Annotated in this window: 18 protein-coding genes and 1 tRNA gene; 7 read left to right on the top strand and 12 right to left on the bottom strand. The window is 68.4% G+C overall.

Annotated elements, in window-relative coordinates:
* Positions 1 to 108: 108 nt before the first annotated feature.
* A complete protein-coding gene (locus tag ABD866_RS12880; protein ID WP_345065725.1) occupies positions 109 to 846 on the bottom strand; it encodes a CBS domain-containing protein in 738 nt (245 codons plus the stop codon).
* 194 nt (positions 847 to 1,040) lie between these two features.
* Between ABD866_RS12880 and ABD866_RS12885 the strand changes: the two genes are divergently transcribed.
* The 3 genes from ABD866_RS12885 (at position 1,041) to ABD866_RS12895 (ending at position 4,084) form a co-directional block, all read left to right on the top strand.
* Positions 1,041 to 1,985 carry a threonine/serine dehydratase gene (locus ABD866_RS12885; RefSeq protein ID WP_345066832.1) on the top strand — a complete coding sequence of 315 codons (945 nt, stop codon included), beginning with the start codon at positions 1,041 to 1,043 and terminating at the stop codon, positions 1,983 to 1,985.
* Positions 1,986 to 2,076: 91 nt separating this feature from the next.
* On the top strand, positions 2,077 to 3,393 hold the full coding sequence (gene serS / locus ABD866_RS12890; RefSeq protein WP_345065728.1) for a serine--tRNA ligase: 1,317 nt from the start codon (positions 2,077 to 2,079) through the stop codon (positions 3,391 to 3,393).
* Positions 3,394 to 3,487: 94 nt separating this feature from the next.
* Complete coding sequence (locus ABD866_RS12895) at positions 3,488 to 4,084, top strand: hypothetical protein (protein WP_345065731.1); 597 nt, start codon at positions 3,488 to 3,490, stop codon at positions 4,082 to 4,084.
* A gap of 18 nt (positions 4,085 to 4,102) precedes the next feature.
* Here the strand turns inward: ABD866_RS12895 and ABD866_RS12900 are convergent, their stop codons facing one another.
* Complete coding sequence (locus tag ABD866_RS12900; protein WP_345065734.1) at positions 4,103 to 5,371, bottom strand: amino acid deaminase; 1,269 nt, start codon at positions 5,369 to 5,371, stop codon at positions 4,103 to 4,105.
* 131 nt (positions 5,372 to 5,502) lie between these two features.
* Between ABD866_RS12900 and ABD866_RS12905 the strand changes: the two genes are divergently transcribed.
* Positions 5,503 to 5,592: transfer RNA gene (locus ABD866_RS12905), tRNA-Ser, on the top strand.
* 73 nt (positions 5,593 to 5,665) lie between these two features.
* Here ABD866_RS12905 and ABD866_RS12910 read toward each other — a convergent pair.
* The 7 genes from ABD866_RS12910 to ABD866_RS12940 all read right to left on the bottom strand — a co-directional run bounded on the left by ABD866_RS12910 (position 5,666) and on the right by ABD866_RS12940 (position 11,044).
* Positions 5,666 to 5,995 (bottom strand): hypothetical protein, encoded by a 330-nt coding sequence (locus tag ABD866_RS12910; protein ID WP_345065737.1) that lies wholly within the window; start codon positions 5,993 to 5,995, stop codon positions 5,666 to 5,668.
* A 70-nt stretch (positions 5,996 to 6,065) separates the two neighbouring features.
* Entirely contained in the window at positions 6,066 to 6,338 is a 273-nt protein-coding gene (locus tag ABD866_RS12915; RefSeq protein WP_345065739.1) for a hypothetical protein, read from the bottom strand.
* Positions 6,339 to 6,388: 50 nt separating this feature from the next.
* Positions 6,389 to 7,300, bottom strand: coding sequence for a formylglycine-generating enzyme family protein (locus ABD866_RS12920; protein WP_345065742.1), 912 nt, complete (start codon positions 7,298 to 7,300; stop codon positions 6,389 to 6,391).
* A gap of 158 nt (positions 7,301 to 7,458) precedes the next feature.
* Complete coding sequence (locus tag ABD866_RS12925; RefSeq protein WP_345065745.1) at positions 7,459 to 8,760, bottom strand: tryptophan--tRNA ligase; 1,302 nt, start codon at positions 8,758 to 8,760, stop codon at positions 7,459 to 7,461.
* Between the two features lie 54 nt (positions 8,761 to 8,814).
* Positions 8,815 to 9,483 (bottom strand): site-2 protease family protein, encoded by a 669-nt coding sequence (locus tag ABD866_RS12930; protein ID WP_345065748.1) that lies wholly within the window; start codon positions 9,481 to 9,483, stop codon positions 8,815 to 8,817.
* 50 nt (positions 9,484 to 9,533) lie between these two features.
* Positions 9,534 to 10,169, bottom strand: coding sequence for an L-threonylcarbamoyladenylate synthase (locus ABD866_RS12935; protein ID WP_345065751.1), 636 nt, complete (start codon positions 10,167 to 10,169; stop codon positions 9,534 to 9,536).
* A gap of 11 nt (positions 10,170 to 10,180) precedes the next feature.
* The gene (locus ABD866_RS12940; RefSeq protein ID WP_345065754.1) at positions 10,181 to 11,044 is read right to left on the bottom strand and encodes a 3',5'-nucleoside bisphosphate phosphatase; all 864 of its coding nucleotides are present in this window, start codon (positions 11,042 to 11,044) and stop codon (positions 10,181 to 10,183) included.
* A gap of 148 nt (positions 11,045 to 11,192) precedes the next feature.
* Between ABD866_RS12940 and ABD866_RS12945 the strand changes: the two genes are divergently transcribed.
* On the top strand, positions 11,193 to 12,941 hold the full coding sequence (locus ABD866_RS12945) for a methyl-accepting chemotaxis protein (RefSeq protein WP_345065757.1): 1,749 nt from the start codon (positions 11,193 to 11,195) through the stop codon (positions 12,939 to 12,941).
* Positions 12,942 to 13,356: 415 nt separating this feature from the next.
* On the opposite strand, the gene ABD866_RS12950 is transcribed toward ABD866_RS12945, so the two are convergent.
* The 3 genes from ABD866_RS12950 to ABD866_RS12960 form a co-directional block, all read right to left on the bottom strand.
* The gene (locus ABD866_RS12950; RefSeq protein WP_345065759.1) at positions 13,357 to 14,940 is read right to left on the bottom strand and encodes a methyl-accepting chemotaxis protein; all 1,584 of its coding nucleotides are present in this window, start codon (positions 14,938 to 14,940) and stop codon (positions 13,357 to 13,359) included.
* Positions 14,941 to 15,054: 114 nt separating this feature from the next.
* Positions 15,055 to 16,779, bottom strand: coding sequence for a single-stranded-DNA-specific exonuclease RecJ (gene recJ / locus ABD866_RS12955; protein ID WP_345065762.1), 1,725 nt, complete (start codon positions 16,777 to 16,779; stop codon positions 15,055 to 15,057).
* Positions 16,776 to 17,729, bottom strand: a complete 954-nt coding sequence (locus tag ABD866_RS12960) for a phosphoglycerate mutase (protein WP_345065765.1) — start codon at positions 17,727 to 17,729, stop codon at positions 16,776 to 16,778. Before ABD866_RS12960 ends, recJ begins: the two co-directional genes overlap by 4 nt.
* 74 nt (positions 17,730 to 17,803) lie before the next feature.
* On the opposite strand from ABD866_RS12960, the gene ABD866_RS12965 reads away from it, so the two are divergent.
* Positions 17,804 to 19,057 carry a lipoprotein-releasing ABC transporter permease subunit gene (locus ABD866_RS12965; RefSeq protein ID WP_345065768.1) on the top strand — a complete coding sequence of 418 codons (1,254 nt, stop codon included), beginning with the start codon at positions 17,804 to 17,806 and terminating at the stop codon, positions 19,055 to 19,057.
* A 149-nt stretch (positions 19,058 to 19,206) separates the two neighbouring features.
* Positions 19,207 to 19,899 carry a lipoprotein-releasing ABC transporter ATP-binding protein LolD gene (gene lolD / locus ABD866_RS12970; RefSeq protein ID WP_345065771.1) on the top strand — a complete coding sequence of 231 codons (693 nt, stop codon included), beginning with the start codon at positions 19,207 to 19,209 and terminating at the stop codon, positions 19,897 to 19,899.
* The last annotated feature ends 541 nt before the right edge of the window (positions 19,900 to 20,440 follow it).

Consider the following 20,440-nt stretch of genomic DNA (forward strand, 5'->3'; position numbering starts at 1 on the left):
CGGATTCGCCGATCTGCTCGTAGCTTTTCTTGTTGATCATGATGGCCTCATTCTGGAAGGTGTTGCACTTCAGATTTGAGGGCGCCAAGCACGAGCAGCCCAAAACCCTCAGAGCCCCATGCCCTCCGGCGGCCCGCTCCACAAGTCCAGCGGCGGGTCTGCGGCCACGGCCCGCAGGATGTCGGTGCGTGAGATGAAGCCCGCCAGCACGCCGGCCTCGTCGGTCACGGGCAGGCCGGGCAGGCCGGTGGACAGCAGCACCCCCGCCACCCGGCGCAGCGCGGTGTCGGCCGCCACGGTGGGTACGGGCGAGACCATCACCTCGGACACCGGCCGCCGTGCGAGCGCAATGGCGTCCTTGATGGCCCCCGGTTCGGGCAGCAGGTCGAGCGGGGCCATGTCGGCCCGCAGCAGCAGGCCCACCACGCGGCCCAGGGTGTCCACCACCGGGGCCTGGGCCACGCCGTGTTCGGCCAGCGTCTGCCAGGCGTCGTTCACGCGGATGTCCGGGGGCACGCTCAGCCCGCCCGGGGTCATCACGTCCTGCACCCGCGACAGCGGCTCGCGCCGGGGCGCGGGGCCCGCAAGCGTCTGGGCGTAGGCTTGTACGGCCCCCAGCACGCGGCGGCTGACGGGCACCGGGGCCGCGGGCTCGGCGCTGGCTCCGGGCGCGCTGCGGGGCGGCAGGCCCGGGGCGTGGTGATAGGGCACTGGCGGGTCTTCCTCGGTGGCGCTGCGGGTGCGCAGCGCCTGCGGTCGGCCCGCGCGCCGCACGGGCGCGATCTTGTCGAGGTTTTCGGGCCCGCCCCGGTACATCTGGCCCGAAGGGCCGAAGACAAAGAACATGGCTGCGCCTCCTGATGGGGCCCGGCGGCCCGCTGTGCGTGTGTGGGGCGATGGTAGCGGCAGCCTGCATGCGCGGCCAGCGCCTACACTGCACACGCTCGCGTGCGGGCGTGCCTCCTGTTGTCGTCGGGGCGCGGGTGCGCTGGGCCGTTGCGCTGCGATTGTTTGCCAAGCTTGTTGCCATGACCCTCCAGATTCCAGACCGTACTCTCATCGCCCAGGCCCACCAGCGGCTGCAGGCGCAGCCCGGCTTTTTGCGTACCACCCCGCTGATGGCATTGCCGGGCGCCTTGCTGGGCGCTCCGGGCTGTGAGGTGTGGCTGAAGCTCGAGCACACGCAGGTGGGCGGCAGCTTCAAGGCGCGGGGCATGCTGTACCGCCTGCTTGCGCAGCAGCCGCTGCCGGCCAGCGGGGTCATCGTGGCCTCGGGCGGCAACGCGGGCATTGCCACGGCAGCGGCCGCGCGCGCCCTGGGCGTGCGCTGCGAGGTGTTCGTGCCCGAGGTCTCGCCCGAGGCCAAGCGCGCGCGCCTGCGGGCCCTGGGGGCTGAGGTGGTGGTGACGGGCGCGGTGTACGCCGATGCGCTGGCCGCCTGCCTGGAGCGCCAGCGCGCCACGGGTGCCTTGCTCACCCACGCCTACGACCAGACCGAGGTGGTAGCGGGCGCGGGCACGCTGGCGCTTGAATGCGAAGCCCAGGCGGGCTTCTTGCCGGACCAGTGGCTCGTCAGCGTTGGCGGCGGCGGGTTGATTGGTGGCGTGGCCGCCTGGGTGGACAGCCGCGCCCAGGTGGTGGCGCTGGAGCCCGAGGGCGCGCCCACCTTGCACGCTGCGCGCGCTGCGGGCGCACCGGTGGATGTGGCCGTGGGTGGCATCGCGGCCGATTCGCTGGGCGCACGCCGCATCGGCGACATTGCCTGGGCCGTGGCACAACAGCACGTGCACGCCAGCGTGCTGCTCAGCGATGCTGCCATCCGCCACGCCCAGCGCTGGCTGTGGAGCGAGTTGCACCTGGCTGTGGAGCCTGCCGCAGCGCTGGGCGTGGCCGCGCTGCAGACCGGGGCCGTGCGCCCGGCACAGGGGCAGCGTGTGCTGCTGGTGCTGTGCGGGGCCAATTGCGATCCCGCCAGCCTGGCCTGAGCACCGCCCCTGGCCGTCCAGACCGGCCGACGGAGTGCTGCGCCAACCCCTTGCAGGGTGCGTGCGGGGCGCTCTTCTAAAATCCCGCACCATGCTTGACATCCTTCTCCTCCGCAAAGACCTCGACACCGCCATCGCGCGCCTGGAAACCCGCAAGAAGCCCCAGGCCTTCCTGGACGTGCCCGCCTTCCAGGCGCTGGAGGCCGAGCGCAAAACCCTGCAGACCCGCACGGAGGAGCTGCAAGCGCAGCGCAACCAGCTGTCCAAGCAGATCGGCATGCTCATGGGCAAGGGCGACAAGGACGGCGCCGAGGCCGCCAAGGCGCAGGTGGCTGCGTCCAAGGTGGAGCTGGAGCAATCGGCCGCCCGCCTGGACCAGATCCAGGCGGAGCTTCAGGCCATGCTCGTGGCTGTGCCCAACCTGCCGCACGACAGCGTGCCCGTGGGCGGCGACGACAGCGGCAACGTGGAAGTGCGCCGCTGGGGCACACCGCAGACCTATGCGTTCGAGGTGAAAGACCATGTGGACGTGGGCACGCCGCTGGGGCTGGACTTCGACCTGGGCGTCAAGCTCTCGGGCTCGCGCTTTACCGTGATGAAGGGCCCGATCGCCCGCCTGCACCGTGCGCTCGCGCAATTCATGCTGGACGTGCAGACCCAGGAGCACGGCTACACCGAGTGCTATGTGCCCTATGCCGTCAACGCCGATTCGCTCAAGGGCACGGGCCAGCTGCCCAAGTTTGAAGGCGACCTGTTTGCCGCCAAAAAGGGCGGCCAGGACGGCGAGCCTGTGCCCGACAACGCCGCGCTCTACCTGATCCCGACCAGCGAGGTGCCGCTGACCAACTTCGTGCGCGACCAGGTGCTGGCCGAAGCCGACCTGCCCCTCAAGCTCACGGCCCACACGCCCTGCTTCCGGTCGGAGGCCGGCAGCTACGGCCGCGACACCCGCGGCATGATCCGCCAGCACCAGTTCGACAAGGTCGAGATGGTGCAGATCGTGCACCCCGAGCAGAGCTACGAAGCGCTCGAACAGATGACCGCCCATGCCGAGGCCATCCTGCAGAAACTGGGCCTGCCCTACCGTGTGATGCTGCTGTGCACGGGTGACATGGGCTTTGGCGCGGCCAAGACCTACGACCTCGAAGTCTGGCTGCCCGCGCAGAACACCTACCGCGAGATCAGCTCGGTCAGCAACTGCGAAGCCTTCCAGGCCCGCCGCATGCAGGCCCGCTTCAAGAACGCCCAGGGCAAGAACGAACTCGTGCATACGCTCAACGGCTCGGGCCTGGCCGTGGGCCGCACGCTGGTGGCCGTGCTCGAAAACTACCAGCAGGCCGATGGCAGCGTGGTGGTGCCCGAGGCGCTGCGGCCCTACCTGGGGGGGCTGGAGGTGCTGCGGGCCTGAGCGTGGCAACCCCAGCCGGCCTGCGGACACTGGCGTGCGCTGCACGCCAGGCCCGTACCATCCGCGCTCATCCGTTGTTGTTGGATTGTCTTCCATGCTTTTTCTGCGTCGCCCCTTGCTTGCCGCGTTGCTGACGGCTACCGTTGCTGTCCCAGCCCTGGCCCAGTCGTCCACCTGCCCGGCACCCGACAAGCCCGCGCGCGTCGCGCTTGAGAACGCCTCGTTCAATGTGGGCACCGACGGTGCCCCGGCCCAGTGGGTGGCCAAGGAGCACCGCGTGCGCGGCCACTACGAATTCGTCGCTGACGACAAGGCGCCGCTTACCGCGCCGGCCAGTGCCCGCATCCGCCAGGTCAAGCCCGAAGACTTTGGCGTGCTGGATCAGACACTGAAAGTGGCTCCGTGCTGGCAGGGGCAGCGGGCCCGCTTGTCGGGTCATCTGCGTACCGAAGACGCCAACGGCGTGGGCGCAGGCTTGGTGATGCAGGCCGTCGGCCCCGATGGCGCCATCCAGACCTGGAACCATATGAACGACGCTCGTGTGCGGGGCACCCAGGGCTGGAAGCGCTACCAGATCGAACTGCCCATCCCCGCCAACGCTGAGCGCCTGCGCGTGGGTGTGATGCTGGAGGAGCAGGGCACGCTATGGGCCGACGACCTGGCGCTGGAGATCGTCACAGCTGCGCCCTGAGCGGGGCCGCAGCCACCACTAAAAGCGCGTGGTGATCGCATCCACCACGTCGCCCGCCGCATTGACCACCGGCATCCAGCGCCACTTGTCGAAGGTGGTGCAGGGGTGCGACAGGCCCAGCACCACCCGGTCGCCCACGGCCGGGGGGGCGTCCTGGGCCGCCGGGTCGAAATGGAGGTACGCGTGCTGGTCGTTGAGCGCGCGAATCGTCCACGAGGCGGGTGCTTCCACGGCGTTGTGGGCGCCGCGCGGCAGGTGTCGTAAGGGCATCGGCATTTCGATGTCGTAGGAAATGTCCCGCCGCCCACAGGTCAGCAGCGCCAGACCCGGCTCGGGCACAGACTGCACGTGGGTCCATACCTCCAGCGCTGGCTGAAGGGAGTCTTGCAAGCCCTCGCGCTGTTCCACCTGCTGCAGCAGGCGGCGGTAGTGGCCGTGGTCGTGGGTGATGTAGCAGCCCGATCGCAACACGCCCTGCACCGGTCGGCGCAGCCCCTGCATCTGCAGCAACGGCAGCACCAGATCAAACACTGCGGAACCGCCAGCGCTCAGCATCACCGCACTGTCTTCCCACAGGTCGTGCGCGTCGGCCTCGCGCACCAGGGCCTGCGCGCGGCGTACCAGGTCGCTCACCGCAGCACTGTCGTGGGCGCTGTCGCAGCGTGCCAGGCCGCCTTCGTAGCATTCGACGCCGCCCAGTCGCACATGAGGCGACGCACGCAGCGCCTGCGCCAGGGCCATGGCTTGCTCGTGCGTGCGGCAACCCGTGCGCTGGCCAGCCACGCCCAGCTCCAGCAGCACGTCGAACACGCGCCCCTGGCCTTCGCGTTCGGCCCACTCCTCCACCAGCGCCAGCTGTGCATGTGAATCCACAAGGAACCACAACCGCAGGTCGTTGCGCGCACGCAGCAGGGCGTCCAGCAGGCGAAAGTCGGCATCGGCGACCACCTGATTGGCGATGATGATGCGGCGCGCACCGGCCTCGACCCCGACGCTTGCCTGATAAGCGGTGGCAAACGTTAGCCCCCACGCCCCTGCGGCAAGCTGGCGGGTAAACAGCTCGGGCGACATGGTGGTTTTGCCATGCGGTGCCAGCCACACGCCTTTGCGCCGGGCGTAGGCCTGCATCCACCGCAGGTTGTGGGCCAGTGCTTCCTCATGGAGCACGGCCAACGGCAGCGGCAGATCGCCGCGCAACAGGTTCCAGTCGTGGGGCGGGGCTTGCGGTGCAGGTGCGTGCAGGGCGGTGGCGGGCAGGCCTTTGGATGCAGGATGTGGCAGGGGCACGGCGGGCTGTCCTCGTCGGAATCAAGGACTTTGGAGCATACCGGGCCTTGGAGCCCCGGCCAGCGCGCAGTCGCAGCCTTGCGGATGCGTGGCGATTTGCTGCTACAATCGCAGGCTTCGACACGAATGCAGGAGAGGTGGCAGAGTGGTCGAATGTACCTGACTCGAAATCAGGCGTGGTGGCAACATCACCGTGGGTTCGAATCCCACCCTCTCCGCCAAAACGAAAGCCGCTTTGCAAATGCCTCAGGGCCCTGCAAAGCGGCTTTTTCTTTGGGCCAGGCCGAAGCCCCATCATGAGCTGCTGAAGCCCACCAACCATCGCGCGAAGCGCGCAAAGCCTTCTGCGCCCTCGGGCGCCAGCGTCCACCACCCGAGCGTGAGCGTGCTGCCGGCGCCGTGCACGGTCAGTTCCACATAGGCGCCATCACACACTGGCGGGCTTTCGGGCCATGCCGGCACGCGGCACCTGCGCAATTGCGCCAGATGCCGTTCGACCTCCTGGGCGTCCACGGCCACACGCCGCCGGGCCGGCCGGGGCACCCACGGGCTACGTTCCACGACCACGGCTGCAAAACGCGGGCCTCGCTGTTCCAGCGTGACCGTGGTGCTGGAAGGGCCCATGCCACAGGCCGGGGTCACGCGCAGCCGTGCCAGCACCCGCCGGGTGGGCGTTGCGCCTGGCTCGGCCGTGTCAGGGGCGGCGGTCAGGTGAGGCCTCGCTTACGCATTCAAAGACGATGCGATGTCCTTCGTCGCGAAGCACACGAGGGAAGAGCCCGACCTTGCTGCACTGGCGTTGCGCCGTCGCGTGGGCTTGTGCCTGTTGATTGCCGTACACCGGCACCGAGAACGTGCGGTCCTGGCCCGAGGCCATCGGGTAAGACGGGCGGCCGCTGGCGTTGCACGCGCTGAGCAGGGCGGCGGCGCCCAGCACAGCGGCCAGCAGGAAGGGGGAATGGGTCATGGGGGTCTCCTCGACAGGCACTTGATGTGGGTCGATTGAGTGTACGGCGCTCACCGCGGTGTGCCCACGGGCGCTTCCAGCAGTAGCCGAAAGCCCACGAGCGGATAGCGTGTGGAGGGGCTGTTCCAGTTGCGAAAGCCGCAGCGCGCATAAAACGCCCAGGTGTGCCACGAGCCGCCGCGCCGCACGCGCACGCCGCCGTCGGACGGGCCTTGGGGGTCGGTTCGATCGGCCGTGGTGTAGGCATGGTCGTCGTGCCAGTCCTGCACCCATTCCCAGGCGTTGCCCACCATGTCGTGCAGGCCCCAGGCGTTCGCCGGGTAGCTGCCCACCGGGGCGGTAAAGGCATGGCCGTCGTCGCCGGGCACGGCATGTTGGCGCCAGCGGGGCCACAGCGGGGCTGCGCGCTGGTCAAACAGGTTGGCATGTGCGGCCAGTACGGTGGGGTCGTCGCCATGGGGGTAGCGGCTGCGTGTACGGGCCCGGCAGGCGTATTCCCACTCGGCTTCGGTCGGCAGGCGATAGCGCCGCCCTTCGGTAGCGCTCAACCAGCGCGCCATGGCCTGGGCGTCGTTCCAGCTGACGTTGACGACCGGATGCTGGTCTGTTTGCGCAAAACCCGGATTGCGCCACGAGTAGCGTGGCGACCGGCCTTCGAAGGCGTCGCCGCGTGGCGTGGTGGTAGGGTCGTAGTTGGGGTTGTAGCCATAGCCTCCGGTGCCATCGGCTTCCGATTCGGGCCGGTGTCCAGACTGTTCCAGAAAGCGGCGGAACTGGCCGACCGTGACCTCGTGCTGTCCGAGGTAAAAAGCGCTGCGGATGTGCACCGTGTGTGGGGGGCCTTCGTCCTGTAGCTGCGCAAAGCGGGCGGGTTCCAGGCTGGGGTAGTCGCGGGCCAGTGATTCGGCCGATTCAATGCCCCCCATGGTGAAGCTGCCGGCGGGTACTCGTACAAACACCATACCCAGCGTGTTCGTCCAGTGTTCCGGCGCGGGCGTGCCGGTGGGCCGTGTGGCTGCGCAACCCGCCAGCGCCCACGCCAGGCAGGCCACTCCCGCCGCACGCCAGGACCGCTGAAAGCACAAGCGCATGGCAAGTCTGAACGATGTGTGCGTGCAGCTCAGGCGGCTGCCGCGTCTCGCATGGTCTGCAGTGCGGCCTGCACATCGGTCAGCGATACGCCTTGGCCCAGCGCGAGGCTGGTGGCCATCTCGGCCAGTGCGGCAGGCTCCTGCTGCAGCCGCGCAATGGTCTGGCCAGCGGCTTTGGGCTGTGCGAAGGCACCGCTTTGCAGCAGCACCCGGCCATGGCTGTCCACCAGCTTGAAGTAAAAGGCACCATCGGCTTCGCGGTACTGCTTGAAGCTGGGAAGCGAGGGCTTGCCCGCTTTGGGCGCTGCGGCGGTGGCCGTCCCCTGGCCCAGGTGACGCAGTCCGACCGCACGGCGCAACTCGCGCACAAAAGGCGTGGCGGTCTTGCGGGCGCGGTCTGCCCCCGCCTGCAGCGTGTCTTCAATGCGCTGGGGATGTGCGATCAGGTCCTCATAGCGGGCGCGCAGCGGTGCCATGTCGCGCTCCACACGCTCGAACAGCGCCTGCTTCACGTCGCCCCAGGCCACACCGTCTGCGTAGGCGCGGCGCATCTGCTCGGTTTCCTCAGGCGTGGCGAAGGCCTGGTAGATCTGGAACAGCGCCGAGCCTTCGGTGTCTTTGGCTTCACGCGGGGCACGCGAGTCGGTGAGGATGCCGCCAATGAGCTTGCGCAAACTCTCCCGCGGCGAGAACAGCGGGATGGTGTTGTCGTAGCTCTTGCTCATCTTGCGGCCGTCCAGGCCCGGAAGAATGGCCACATGCTCGTCCACCGCCGCTTCCGGCAGCGTGAAGTGCTCGCCGTACAGATGGTTGAAGCTCGACGCGATGTCGCGCGCCATCTCGATGTGCTGCACTTGGTCGCGGCCCACCGGAACCTTGTGGGCATTGAAGATCAGGATGTCGGCCGCCATCAGCACCGGGTACATGAAAAGCCCGGCGGTCACGCCGTCGTCGGTCTCGCGCCCGGCAGCTGCGTTTTTGTCCTGTGCGGCCTTGTAGGCATGGGCGCGATTGAGCAAGCCCTTGCCAGTGACGCAGGTCAGCAGCCAGGTCAGTTCAGGAATCTCTGGAATGTCGGATTGGCGGTAGAACGTGACATGTTCGGGATCGAGACCGCAGGCGAGCCAGCTGGCCGCAATCTCAAGGGTGGAACGCTGGATGCGTGCAGGGTCTTCACACTTGATGAGCGCGTGGTAGTCGGCCAGAAAGTAGAAGTTCTCAGTGCCTGCGCGGCGGCTGGCTTGCACGGTGGGGCGGATCGCGCCGACGTAGTTGCCCAGGTGAGGCGTGCCGGTGGTGGTGATACCGGTGAGAAATCGGGTGGTGCTCATGAGATCAAGCAAAAAACGGTGCAGCGCGTGGTGCGCAGATCGGTAGAGAGCGGCTCAACCCAGCAGCATGCGCAGCGGGGTGAGCAGCAGGCGGATGACTTCGTAGCCCACGCCCATCAGTGGGCGCAGCCACAGCGCGCCCACGACGCCTGCGATGACCAGGCCCATCACAATGAAAAAGCCATAGGGCTCGATGCGAGACACCCAGTACGCCTGTCGCCAGGGCAGCAGGCCCACCAGGATGCGACCGCCATCGAGTGGCGGCAACGGAAACAGGTTGAACGCCCACATCACCAGGTTGACCAGCACGCCGGCGCGGGCCATTTCCAGGAAGAAGCGTTCCTCCACTCCGACGCCCAGCAACACCAGCAGTAGCACGGCCCAGGCCACGGCCTGCACGAAGTTGGACGCCGGCCCCGCCAGCGCCACCCAGACCATGTCGCGCTTGGGATTGCGCAGGTTACCGAAGTTCACTGGCACCGGCTTCGCATAGCCGAACAGAAACGCGCCAGAGGTGGCGAAATACAGCAGCAGCGGCATCAGGATGGTGCCGACCGGGTCGATGTGCTTGACCGGATTGAGCGTGATGCGTCCCATCATGGAGGCGGTGTGGTCGCCGAATTGGCGAGCCGCATAGCCATGGGCGGCCTCGTGCACCGTGATGGCAAACAACACGGGCAGGGCGTAGATCAGAACGGTCTGGAAGATGTTGGCGAGGTCCACCGCGCCATTGTCTCAGAGCCGGGCGCAGGTCACCGGGCTGCGCGTCGGGGTCAGAGCCCCAGCGCGCTCAGGCTGCCGCGACCTTCTCGCAGCACTTCAGGGTCTCCACCCGTACCCATGGGCGTGAGGTCGAGCACGGTGGTGGGCTCCAGCGGGCATCCGCCAGCGTCGATCACGGCCGCCACGGCGTGCTGGTAGCGTTGGCGGATCTCCTCGGCGTCGTTCAGCGGCTCGGTTTCACCGGCCGGGATCAGTGTGGTGGCCAGCAGGGGTGCACCATGCTGGGCCAGCAGTTCAAGCAGCACCGGATGGTCAGGTACGCGCAGGCCGATCGTCTTGCGCGAGGGGTGGCTGACGCGGCGCGGGACTTCCTTGGTGGCTTCGAGCACGAAGGTGTACGGGCCCGGCGTGGCGAGCTTGAGCAGGCGGTACTGGCGGTTGTCCACGCGGGCGTAGCTGGCCAGCTCCGACAGGTCGCGGCACAGCAGCGTGAGGTGGTGGCGCTCGTCCACCTGACGGATGCGGCGCAATTGCTCTACCGCATCGCGGTCGTCCAGGTGGCAGACTAGCGCATAGCTCGAATCGGTGGGCGTTGCCACGACGCCGCCCTTGTGCAGCAGCGCCACCGCCTGTTTGATCAACCGCGGCTGCGGATTCTCGGGGTGAACTTCGAAGAGCTGCGCCATGCCCGCTCCGCTCAGACGGCCGGTTGGATACGGGCTTCGAGCAAGTCCCACACGGGTGTCAGACCACCCGGCAAGTAGGGCAGTGCGCCCAGGTCGGTGTGCGATTCGTCTGGACTGTGGAAGTCACTGCCGCGCGAGGCAGCCAGGCCGAACTCGCGCGCCATGTCGGCATAGGTCACGTACTCGGCTGCCGTATGGCTGCCGGTCACCACTTCCACTGCCTGGCCACCGTGCTCCTTGAACTCAGAGAACAGCGCGTATTCCTCGGTGGCGGTGAACTTGTAGCGTGCCGGGTGGGCAATCACGGCAATGCCACCCGCCTCTCGGATCCAGCGCACCGCATCGCCCAGCGCCGCCCAACGGTGCGGAACGTAGCCGGGCTTGCCCTCGGTGAGGTACTTGCGAAACACCTCGGGCGTGTCACGGCAGACGCCGCTTTCCACCAGAAAACGCGCAAAGTGGGTGCGGGAGATCAGTTCCGGGTTGCCCACGAATTTCAGTGCGCCCTCGTAGGCGCCGCGAATGCCCACCTGTGCGAGCTGATCGGCAATCTCGCGGGCGCGTTCCTCACGTCCGCCGCGGGTGGCCGCCAGGCCCTGGGCCAGCCGGGTGTCGCCGGCATCAAAACCCAGGCCCACGATGTGCACCGTGGTGTCGGCAAAAGTGACCGAGATCTCAGTGCCCGTCAGGTACGCCAAGCCATGCGTGCGAGCCGCCTGGGCTGCGCGGTGCTGGCCGCCGATCTCGTCATGGTCTGTGAGAGCCCACAGCTCCACCCCGTTGGCGCGGGCCCGGGCGGCCAGTGCTTCAGGTTCCAGCGTGCCATCAGACACAACAGAGTGACAATGGAGGTCTGCGTTGAGGTAAGTGGGCACGAGACCGATTCTACGGGTTTGTCCCATCCGGCGCAGGGCGCATCCTGGTGCCATGCTGGCGTAGGCTTTGGTCTGCGAAGGCTGTGGGCAGATTTCTCGCGGAGCGGGGCATCTTCAGGGTTCGCAGAAAGTCACAAGAGGTCACACCATGCAGTTAGACAATGTCCGCGTCGCCCGCAAGCTCTGGGGGGCATTCATCATCCTGATGATCGCGATGGTCATCCTGTCGGGCTTTGCACAGAACCGGGCCAACACGGCCATGGCAAGTGCCATCGACGAGGTGGTCGAGATTGAAGGCCGTATTTCCACCGCCATCCGTTGGCGCGGCTCTACGGAAACCGCGGTGAACATGGTGGTGGGATCGACCATCACCACCGATGCCGCGCTGGCGCAGCAGTACGACGCGCGGGTTCAGCAGATCATCGCCAGCATCTCCAAACTGCAGGAGCAAGTCACGGCAGCGGCGACCACGCCCGAAGAGAAGGCGGCCATTGAAAAGGTCGCCGCAGAGCGCAAGGCCGTGTTGGCCACCACTGCCAAAACCGGTCAGGTGAAGGCGGCAGGGGATGCCGCCGCCACCCAGCGCTATGTGGACGGCGAACTGATGCCGATGGTGGCGCGCTACCTACAGGCTCAGGACGACTTCGTGAAGGTGCTGGAGCAACGGCGTGAAGCCATTCGCGCCCAGGCAACGGCCAAGCGGGTGGAGTACGCCATCTGGGGCATCGTCACTTCCCTCCTGATCGTAGCGGTGGGATTGTTCATGGCGTGGCGGCTGGTGCACAGCATCAAAGATCCGCTCGACCAAACGGTGGCACTGGCCGAAGCGATCGCGGCCGGAGATCTCACGCGCGAGTTACAGACGGCCCGCAAAGACGAGTTTGGCGACATGCTGCGCGCGCTGGGCGCGATGACGCAGCGGCTGCGCAACGTGGTGACCGAGGTGCGTTCGGGCGTCGATTCGGTGTCCTCGGCGTCGGTCGAGATTGCCAACGGCAACCACGACCTGTCGGCGCGCACCGAGCAAACGGCGTCGAACCTCGAAGAAACCGCCGCCAGCATGGAAGAACTCACGGCCACGGTCACCCAGTCGGCCGACACCGCCCGCCAGGCCAACCAGCTGGCCAGCACCGCCGCCCAGGCGGCCGCGCGCGGCGGCGACGTGGTGGGCCAGGTGGTCACGAGCATGCAGCACATCACCGACAGCTCGCGCAAGATCTCCGACATCATCGGCGTGATCGACGGCATTGCCTTCCAGACCAACATCCTGGCCCTGAACGCCGCGGTGGAAGCGGCCCGCGCAGGCGAACAGGGCCGCGGCTTTGCCGTGGTGGCGGGCGAGGTGCGCACGCTCGCACAGCGCAGCGCCGAGGCCGCCAAGGAGATCAAGACGCTGATCAGCAAGTCGGTCGAGAACGTGGACTCGGGCTCGGCCCAGGTCGCCCAGGCCGGCCAGGCGATGGAAGAGATCGTCTCCAGCGTGCGCCGCGTGAGCGACCTGATCGGCGAGATCACCGCCTCGTCGGTGGAGCAGCGCGACGGCATTGCCCAGGTCAACCAGGCGGTGTCGCACCTCGACCAGATGACACAGCAGAACGCCGCGCTGGTGGAAGAATCCACCGCCGCCGCAGCCTCGATGCGCGACCAGGCGCAGCGCCTGGCTGAAGTGGTGTCCATGTTCAACGTGGGGGCCGCGGCCGCAGCCCCGCGTCCGGAGGCCGCGCCGCGTCCGGCGCAGCGTGCTGCTGCTCCAGCCGCCTTGCGTGCTTCCGCTCCGGCTCCGGCCCGTAGCCCGGCTGCTGCGCCCGCCGCCCGCATCGGTCAGTCGGCCTCTGCACCCCGACCTGCGCCTGCGCCCGCCCCCAAGGGCGGCGACGATGAGTGGGAGAGCTTCTGAGGCCCTGCCTCAGAGTGCCTGAACCAGGCCTGCTGTGTCACAACCCTCAACAGGGCCCTCACGGGCCCTTTTCCTTTTCGGGGCAGGCGGTCCGGTCAGCACGGCGAACACCCGCTGTCCACAGTGCGATGGTGTGCATCCAGCCTTCTGTCTGGGGCGTCATCGGAAATGGGTCGCACCGAGCACACCCTGAGGAATGCCGCGGTCCGCTCACGTGGGGGGCGGTCCGGCGCCGGGGCCGCAGCCGTAGCCGTTCCAGTGGATGGGCAGCGCGCGCAGGCGCGGGTTGCGATGCCTCCGCTCCTTGTCTGGGGCCCGGTCAGTCCGGTGAACCCATGGCACCGCAGTCGCGGATCAGACTGTTTTTTTGCCCGCCGGATGGAGATATCGGGCTCCGAACACCCGCGCGAAGGGTTCAGGAGATCCTGAAAGCGGAAACTGCCACACCGAGCTTTTCGGCGTTGTGCTGAAGGCTCTCCGAGGCCGCGGCGCTGCGCTCCACCAGGGCTGTGTTCTGAGCGGTGTCCTGATCGATCTTCGCCAGCGCAGCGCTGGCCATATCAATACTACGGGTTTGCGCGTCGCCGTTGTTGCTCATGTCAGAGAGCATCTGACTGACCATGTGCACCTGGCGCACGATTTCTTCCATGCGCTGTCCAGCGTCTTTCACCAGCTGATCTCCGTCGTCGATCTTGCTCACGCTCGCTGCGATCAGGGATCTGATTTCACGTGAGGCCTCTGCGCTTCGCTGTGCAAGAGCACGAACCTCCGATGCGACCACTGCGAAGCCCCGGCCCGCTTCGCCCGCCCGGGCTGCCTCCACCGCTGCGTTGAGCGCCAGGATGTTGGTCTGGAACGCGATGCTGTCGATGGTGCCGGTGATGTCGCTGATCTGCCGACTGCTGCCCTGGATTTCGCCCATGGTTGAGACAACCTTGCCCACGACCTCGCCACCGGCTTCCGCGGCCGCGCTGGCGGTCGCCGCCATCTCTACGGCATGCCGGGCGCTTTCGGAATTGGCGCGCACCGACTGTGTGATCTGCGCCATGGTGCTGGCAATCTGCTGCAAGCTGGCCGCCTGTCGCTCGGTGCGCAGGGCTAGATCCGCATTGCCCGAGGCGATCTGCCCAGAGGCGGAGGTGACGCTGTCCACTTCTGCATGCACGCTGGCGACCAGGCCCGTGAGGCCCTGTTGCATGGCGGCCAGCGCAGCCATGACGCTGCGCGTGTCCCCCGCACGCACAGGCACTTGCTGGACCAGGTTGCCGGCCGCGATCGCCTGCACGGCCTCCACGGCATCTCCAGGTTCACCGCCCAGCAAGCGCGCCAGATGCCGCGAAAATGCGAGTGCCAGCCCAATGCCCAGCAATGCCGTCAGAACGGCCACCACCAGAACCAGCCACTCGGTACGCGCACCGGTCGTCAGCGCCTTGGCATTGGAGGTCAGGAGCAGCTCCCGTTGCCATTCGCGCTGGTGCTCAATGGCCCCGAGAAACGCATTGCGTGCCGGGATGACCTTGTTGGTGAGCATGTCCACCGCTGGATCGACCTGACCCGCTCTGATCAGGGGGATGATTTGGCCTGCAGCCGCGAGGAACCCCTCTTTGCTGCGCTTGACGGCGTCTAACCGTTGTTTGCCTTCGGCGGTGCTCAGGTCGCGCTCCATGTCCGCGATGAGCTGCTCGGCCCGCTGAACCAGCCGATCAATCTCGGCAAGCGTTGCCTCTCGCTCCTGCGGGGTGCGCATCAGCATCGCGTGCCGTGTTTCAAGCGAGGCGCGGACGATGGTGACTTCCAGTTGACCGATGCGCTCCACCTGGGGGAACAGACGATCCGAGGCGTAGCGCAAGGAGTTGTCCATGCCACTGACGCTGAACCACACAACGGCTGCTTCCAGCAGCGTGATCAGACTGATGAGGCCAAAGCCCAGCAAAAGCTGGCGGGCGACCGGCATACGAGCGAGCATCCTGACTCCCTTCGCGTGGTACTGGGTGGCCACCTGTGCAGCTCCCATCGCACACCCATTCTGCGGGATATACCGGGGTCGGCCAATGCCTATACGTCCAATTCACCCACTCTGCGTCGGCACATGCCCAAGCGGGCAGCAAGCTAGCTACGCTCCCGCTGCGACCGCACCTTCCACCAGAAACTGCACTTTGCGCTCGCCACGCCATTCGTTCACGTCCAGCCGCCAGGCCAGCAGCACGCGGCCGGGCAGCGGGTCGGTGTGGCCGAACCAGATGGCGTCCACGGGTTGGCCCTGGTGCAGCAGCTTGAGCTGCAGGTGGTTGCGCCCTTCGCCCACCACGCGCTGGCTCAGCACCTCCACCTCGTCGCTGAAGGTGGGCGGCGCAAAGCCCTGGCCCCAGACCTCGCGGTGCAGCGTGTCCACCACCTCGGTGCGGCAGTACTCGGGCGGCAGCGGGCCGTCGGTTTCGATGCGGCGCGTGAGTGTGGCCGCATCCAGCCATTCGCGCGCGACCTGGGCCAGTCCTTGGGCAAACACCTCGAACTGCTCGCGTGCCACCGTGCAGCCCGCGGCCATGGCGTGCCCGCCAAACTTGAGCAGCACCCCCGGGTGGCGCTTGGCCACCAGGTCCAGCGCGTCGCGCAGATGAAAGCCCGGAATCGACCGGCCTGAGCCCTTGATCTCGTGCGCCTTGCCTGGCGCGCTGCTGGCCGCAAACACAAAGGCTGGGCGGTGCAGCCGGTCCTTGATGCGGCTGGCCACGATGCCCACCACGCCTTCGTGGAAGTCGGGGTCGAATACGCAGACGGCCGGCGGCGCGCTGGCTTCGTCCTCGAACAAATGCTCGGCCAGCGCAAAGGCCTGCTCGCGCATGCCGCCTTCGATGTCGCGGCGCTCGCGGTTGATGGCGTCCAGCGTGCGGGCCAGTTCCTGCGCGCGCGCCGGGTCGTCGGTCAGCAGGCATTCGATGCCCAGCGTCATGTCGGCCAGGCGGCCCGCAGCGTTGATGCGCGGGCCCAGCGCAAAGCCAAAATCGAAGGTGGTGGCGGCTTCGGGCCGGCGGCCTGCGGCCTCGAACAATGCCGCCATGCCTGCGGGCTGGCTGCCCGCACGGATGCGGCGCAGGCCCTGGGCCACCAGGCGGCGGTTGTGGGAGTCGAGGCGCACCACGTCGGCCACCGTGCCCAGCGCCACCAGCGGCAGCAGCGCATCAAGCCGCGGCTGTGCCGCTGCGCCAAACTGTCCGCGCTCACGCAGCTCGGCCCGCAGCGCCAGCAGCACATAGAACATCACGCCCACACCGGCCATGGCCTTGCTGGCAAAGGCGCAGCCCGGCTGGTTCGGGTTGACCAGCGCGTCGGCCTCGGGCAGCGCTGGCCCGGGCAGGTGGTGGTCGGTCACGATCACGGTCAGGCCCAGGCGGCGGGCCTCGGCCACGCCTTCGACGCTGGCGATGCCGTTGTCCACCGTCACCAGCACCTGCGCACCGCGGGCGTGCACGCGCTCGGCAATCACGGGCGTGAGGCCATAGCCGTCCACCACGCGGTCGGGCACCAGGTAGTCCACCTGGCGCGCGCCCAGCAGCCGCAGGCCGCGCACCGCCACGGCGCAGGCGGTGGCACCGTCGCAGTCGTAGTCGGCCACGATGCAGATGCGCTGGTCGGCGGCCATGGCGTCGGCCAGCAGCCGGGCGGCCTGATCGGCCCCCAGCAGATCGGCGGGCGGCAGCAGGCGCGCGAGGGAATCGTCCAGCTCGTCGTGCGTGGCCACGCCGCGCGCGGCGTACAGGCGCGCCAGCAACGGGTGCACGCCCGCCTGCTCCAGCGCCCAGGCCGCGCGTGGCGGCACGCTGCGGGGCACAATCTTCATAGGCCCGCCGCCACGGCTGGCCAGCGTGGCCCCTGCCAGCGCGCGGCCAGGCGCCGCCACCAGGGCTGGGGCGCGCTGGCCCAGGTCTGCGCGGCGCGCTCGCCGCCCAGCGTGATCTGCACACGCTGGCCTTGTGCAGCAGCGGCTTGCAGCGCGGCCAGCGGGCCGGCGTCCAGCGCCTGCCAGGCGCTGGCCCAGGCGCGTGCGTCACCGGCCAGGGCCGGGGCGCGCAGGCGCTCGTCCACCGTGGGGCCGGGCTGGGCTGCGTCCTGCCAGCGGCCCGCGCCATGCACCCAGAAGGCGTTGACGGGCGGCAGGCCGCGCGCGGCACGGGCGTCGTTGTAGGGGTGGGTGTAGAGCAGCATCTGCATTTCGCTGTGCAGGCGGTGCAGGGTGCGGGCCTGGCGGGCGTCGGGCATCCAGGGGCGCACGTCGCGGCGCAGCACGCGGTCAAGCGCGGCGGTGGCCAGCCCGTCAAACACCGCGCCTGCAGCCCACCAGCGCGTGGGCTGCTCGTAGTGCAGGGTGATGCCGTCTTCGGCAAACCAGGGGGCGAGCAACGCGAGCAGCTCGCGCGAGGCGGCTTCGTCCAGCTGCAACTGCTCGGGCGGGGCCAGCGTCACGTGGTCGGCCCCCACCTGCCACAGGCAGGGCGTGAGGTACGCCCAGGCGCTGTCGGCGGCGTCGGCATGGCCGGCCTGCGCGCGCGCCCAGGCGGCCCAGGGGATCTGCCCGTCGGCGTCGGGCAGGCCCAGCAGGCGGGCGTGCAGGCGCTCGTGCGGGGGGGAGAAGCTGTCTTCCGCCCCCTGCAGCGTGGCGGTGGGGGCCATGCGCTGCAGCAGGGCTTCAAGGTTCGGCAAGGCGGGCAGCGGGGGCTGCTGCGCGGCCTGGCCGGGGGTGGCCGGCGGCCAGGCGGCGTAAGGGATCAGCAGGTGCAGGGGATCGGGCATGGGTCGTATTTTCCGGGATGCCACAATCGCCCGGTGCCGGCCGGCCGACGGGGCGGGCCGCGAATGTCTTTTCCATGCAGATCCCTTACGAACTGGCCCTGGGCTGGCGCTACACGCGCGCAGGGCGCGCCACCCGGCGCAACGGCTTCATCTCTTTCATCTCGGGCGTGTCCATGCTGGGCATCGCGCTGGGCGTGGCCGCGCTCATCATCGTGCTCAGCGTGATGAACGGCTTTCAGAAGGAGGTGCGCGACCGCATGCTCAGCGTGGTCTCGCACATCGAGATTTTTGCGCCGCAGGGCGCGGCCCTGCCCGACCTGGCGCGCACGCTGGCCGAGGCACGCCAGCACCCGCAGGTGCTGGGCGCCGCGCCCTTCGTGGCCGCGCAGGCCCTGCTGGCGCGTGGCGAAGACATGAAAGGCACGCTGGTGCGCGGCATCGACCCGGCTGCCGAGGGCGACGTGACCGACCTGGCCGCCACCAGCGCCGAGGTGCTGCGCCAGCTCGTGCCCGGTGAATTCCGCGTGGTGCTGGGCGCACAGCTGGCGCGCAGCCTGGGCGTGGGCGTGGGCGATGCGGTCACGCTGGTATCGCCGGCCGGGCAGGTCACGCCTGCGGGCGTGGTGCCGCGCCTCAAGCAGATGACGGTGGCCGGCACCTTCGATTCGGGCCACTACGAATACGATGCGGCCCTGGTGATGCTGCACCACGAGGACGCACAGCGCCTGTTCCGCCTCGAAGGGCCCACGGGCATCCGGCTCAAGCTCAAAGACCTGCACCAGGCGCGCGCCGTGGCGTCGGACCTGGCGCGCAGCATGACCGGCCCGCTGCTGATTCGCGACTGGACGCAGCAGAACCGCACCTGGTTTGCCGCCGTGCAGCTCGAAAAGCGCATGATGTTCATCATCCTCACGCTGATCGTGGCTGTGGCGGCGTTCAACCTCGTCTCGACCCTGGTGATGACCGTGACCGACAAGCGCGCCGACATCGCCATCCTGCGCACGCTCGGAGCCAGCCCACGCAGCATCATGGGCGTGTTTGTGGTGCAGGGCGCGATGGTGGGCGTGATCGGCACCGGTGCGGGCCTGCTCCTGGGCCTGGGCATTGCCTTCAACATCGATGTGATCGTGCCGGCCATTGAGCGCGCGCTGGGCGCGACCTTCCTGCCGCAGGACATCTACCTCATCAGCCGCATGCCCAGCGACCCGCAGGGCAGCGACATCGTGCCGATCGGGCTCATCTCGCTTGCGCTGTCGTTTGCGGCCACCTTGTACCCGAGCTGGCGCGCCAGCCGCGTGAACCCGGCGGAGGCGCTGCGGTATGAGTAAGCAACACCCCCCTGAGACGCTTCGCGCCTTTCCCCCGCTATCGCATGGCTGTGCAACGCGGGCCCGGGGCCGAAGCCCACGCGGCGGGGCGGCCCTGGCGCGGCTGCCCCGGCCTGGTGAGCGACAGTTTCGTGCCGTGGACCACTGAGATGAACGCTGAAAAAAATGCCGTGGTGCTGGAAGCCCGCGGCCTGACCAAACGCTTCACCGAAGGCCGGCTCGATGTGACGGTGCTGCACGGCATCGACCTGCAGGTGCGCGCGGGCGAAACCCTGGCCATCGTCGGCGCATCGGGTTCCGGCAAGAGCACGTTGCTGCACCTGCTGGGCGGGCTGGACGCGCCCACCGCGGGCAGCGTGTGGCTGCAGGGCCAGGCGCTGCACAGCCTGTCGGCCACGCAGCAGGGCGCGCTGCGCAATGCGCACCTGGGCTTTGTGTACCAGTTCCACCACCTGCTGCCCGAGTTCAGCGCGCTCGACAACGTGGCCATGCCGCTGCGCATCCGCCGCGACACCCTGGCCGACGCCCGCGCCCAGGCGGCGCGCGTGCTCGAATCCGTGGGCCTGGCCGAACGCCTGCACCACCGCCCGGCCGAACTGTCGGGCGGCGAACGCCAGCGTGTGGCGATTGCGCGTGCGCTGGTCACCCGCCCGGCCTGCGTGCTGGCCGACGAACCCACCGGCAACCTTGATCGCAGCACGGCTGACGGCGTGTTTGCGCTGATGCTGCAGCGTGCGCGCGAACAGGGCACGGCCTTTGTGCTGGTGACGCACGACGAAAGCCTGGCGGCGCGGTGTGATCGGGTGCTGCGGCTGGTGCAGGGGCGGCTGGCGGGGGCTTGAGGTGTTTTGGGCTGCTTGTGCTTGTTTCTTGAGCACGAGCAGCTATCAAATTAATAGCAATTGTCTCGGTTGGGCTGGTTGGCGGTGGTTGTCCGCTGTTCTTGTGCTGTGTTCCGGAGCCTGGATGTGCGCCCGGCGGCGCAGTGACTTTCTTTTGGGTCGCCAAAAGAAAGTCACCAAAGAAAAGGCGACCCTACAGGCTGCGACCCCAGACGCACGGGAGTGCGTCTGGGGCAACCTGCGGTGCTCGCGCCTGGGGTGCGCCGCATAACTCACTGCGCGCCTGCAGCGCTGCGTTCGGACAAATGCGGCGAGTCAGTTGACGAAGCCTGCGTGTCCTTCGGCACGCAGGCCACCCCAGGCGCTGCGCTCCTCGGCGCATCCTGAAGGGGGTGGGGAGACGGGCCATCGCTGCGCTCGGCCCAACGAGGGCATCACCGCTGTGGGCCTATGCATCGGCAGGGCGGCTGCGCCGCCCGGGAGTCGGCGTCACTGCGCAGCAGCAGCCGACCCCTCTGGCCCCTCGGCTGCGACGAGGAGC

Source organism: Acidovorax lacteus, assembly GCF_039540375.1.
GTDB classification, from domain to species: Bacteria; Pseudomonadota; Gammaproteobacteria; order Burkholderiales; family Burkholderiaceae_C; genus Acidovorax_G; species Acidovorax_G lacteus.

What these genes read in the sequence shown, in the direction of transcription:
- ABD866_RS12880 (WP_345065725.1), bottom strand. Translation starts at nt 846, where the DNA reads ATGTTCTTTGTCTTCGGCCCTTCGGGCCAGATGTACCGGGGCGGGCCC.
- serS (WP_345065728.1), top strand. Translation starts at nt 2,077, where the DNA reads ATGCTTGACATCCTTCTCCTCCGCAAAGACCTCGACACCGCCATCGCG.
- ABD866_RS12895 (WP_345065731.1), top strand. Translation starts at nt 3,488, where the DNA reads ATGCTTTTTCTGCGTCGCCCCTTGCTTGCCGCGTTGCTGACGGCTACC.
- ABD866_RS12910 (WP_345065737.1), bottom strand. Translation starts at nt 5,995, where the DNA reads ATGGGCCCTTCCAGCACCACGGTCACGCTGGAACAGCGAGGCCCGCGT.
- ABD866_RS12915 (WP_345065739.1), bottom strand. Translation starts at nt 6,338, where the DNA reads ATGACCCATTCCCCCTTCCTGCTGGCCGCTGTGCTGGGCGCCGCCGCC.
- ABD866_RS12920 (WP_345065742.1), bottom strand. Translation starts at nt 7,300, where the DNA reads ATGGTGTTTGTACGAGTACCCGCCGGCAGCTTCACCATGGGGGGCATT.
- ABD866_RS12925 (WP_345065745.1), bottom strand. Translation starts at nt 8,760, where the DNA reads ATGAGCACCACCCGATTTCTCACCGGTATCACCACCACCGGCACGCCT.
- ABD866_RS12935 (WP_345065751.1), bottom strand. Translation starts at nt 10,169, where the DNA reads ATGGCGCAGCTCTTCGAAGTTCACCCCGAGAATCCGCAGCCGCGGTTG.
- ABD866_RS12945 (WP_345065757.1), top strand. Translation starts at nt 11,193, where the DNA reads ATGCAGTTAGACAATGTCCGCGTCGCCCGCAAGCTCTGGGGGGCATTC.
- recJ (WP_345065762.1), bottom strand. Translation starts at nt 16,779, where the DNA reads ATGAAGATTGTGCCCCGCAGCGTGCCGCCACGCGCGGCCTGGGCGCTG.
- ABD866_RS12960 (WP_345065765.1), bottom strand. Translation starts at nt 17,729, where the DNA reads ATGCCCGATCCCCTGCACCTGCTGATCCCTTACGCCGCCTGGCCGCCG.
- ABD866_RS12965 (WP_345065768.1), top strand. Translation starts at nt 17,804, where the DNA reads ATGCAGATCCCTTACGAACTGGCCCTGGGCTGGCGCTACACGCGCGCA.
- lolD (WP_345065771.1), top strand. Translation starts at nt 19,207, where the DNA reads ATGAACGCTGAAAAAAATGCCGTGGTGCTGGAAGCCCGCGGCCTGACC.